At 56.8% G+C, this 1397-nt stretch carries 2 tRNA genes and 2 rRNA genes; all 4 read right to left on the bottom strand.

Going from position 1 to position 1397, the window contains the following annotated elements:
* Positions 1-292, bottom strand: a 23S ribosomal RNA gene (locus tag QQK83_RS19280); the annotation flags it as partial.
* Positions 293-720: 428 nt separating this feature from the next.
* Positions 721-796 (bottom strand) — tRNA-Ala (locus QQK83_RS19275).
* Between the two features lie 165 nt (positions 797-961).
* Positions 962-1038, bottom strand: a tRNA-Ile gene (locus tag QQK83_RS19270).
* A 270-nt stretch (positions 1039-1308) separates the two neighbouring features.
* Positions 1309-1397, bottom strand: a 16S ribosomal RNA gene (locus QQK83_RS19265); the annotation flags it as partial.

The raw sequence follows: 1397 nt of genomic DNA, 5'->3' as shown, positions 1-1397 counted from the left end.
CTATTGCTGTCCTTTCCTCCGGGTACTTAGATGTTTCAGTTCCCCGGGTTTGCCTTTTCAACCCTATATATTCAGGTCAAAAATACCTGTTTTTGCCCACTGGTGAGCCCACCACATCGTTCTCAAGTAACGAAGTGGTAGAACAACAATGAACAATCAGGTGGGTTGCCCCATTCGGAAATCCGTGGATCAAAGCCTATTCTCGGCTCCCCACAGCTTATCGCAGAGTATCACGTCCTTCATCGCCTCTTACTGCCAAGGCATCCACCAAACGCCCTTCTCGCGCTTGATTTGATCCAGAAAAAGACAGGCTATCCTGATCCTCCTATCGCCTTGCGGCTACTTGAGGGGACAGCGTCACGGGAGAGAAGCTGGTAACAACTCTCCGCTTTTCTGGACCAAAAGCATCACTTTCCCGCCCCTGCATCTGCAGGGACATTTTGGTTAGTGTACTTGACTTGGACAGTATCATGCCTGCGGGTCGAACCCGCGATGCTCGGCGCACTGCCGGCATCAGCATGAAACTGATGTGTATCTCTCTAAACGATGTCAATCTTGGTGCCCTACCGCGCTTGCGCGCTACTTGAGGGCGTCGTCCGATTGGACGGCAAAACCGCGATGCGGCTTTACGGTCAAATCGGCGGGGTCACTGGCGCTTGATCCTCTCGCACGCCCTTCGGGCATGCTGCCGGATCGACGCCCGCCGCTGCGCGGCAAGCTTGGTGGAGCCTAGGAGGATCGAACTCCTGACCTCCTGAATGCAAATCAGGCGCTCTCCCAGCTGAGCTAAGGCCCCAAATTGCCTGCAATTTGGGGCCGAACCCGACAGGCGATTTTCGAAGAAAATCTGCCGAAAGGGAAAGGCCCTCACCGCAAGCGGAAACGGCACAGGCTCTCGTGATCCTTTCTTCGAAAGGACACCGTCGCCCGCCCAACCTTCCGGCTCCGCCGAAAGGCAGGTTGGTGGGTCGAGGAGGACTTGAACCTCCGACCTCACGCTTATCAGGCGTGCGCTCTAACCACCTGAGCTACCGACCCACATTGAATTGGCACCGACCAGTTCAATGCGTGCGACCGAGCGTATTCGCAAGGCGAATGCGCGGGGAGGCACCCGGTTGAACGGGGCGCTGCCATCAACGGGCGGTACCCGTTGTGTGACTGCTGTCTGTTCTGAAGAGATATGAGGACGGCCTGGTCCGAATTTTGACCGGCTGACTGCCGATCTTCTGCTAAGTGACTGTCCTTAGTGCGCTACCGCCTTCGGCTGCTAGAGCGCGAGGGCGACGCCTATAGGGCGGTCATCCTTAGAAAGGAGGTGATCCAGCCGCAGGTTCCCCTACGGCTACCTTGTTACGACTTCACCCCAGTCGCTGATCCTACCGTGGTCCGCTGCCTCC

This window comes from Roseicyclus amphidinii (assembly GCF_030163755.1).
GTDB lineage: Bacteria > Pseudomonadota > Alphaproteobacteria > Rhodobacterales > Rhodobacteraceae > Roseicyclus > Roseicyclus amphidinii.
Note: the sequence above shows the minus strand (reverse complement) of the source record. Positions and strands in the feature narration are given on the sequence as shown.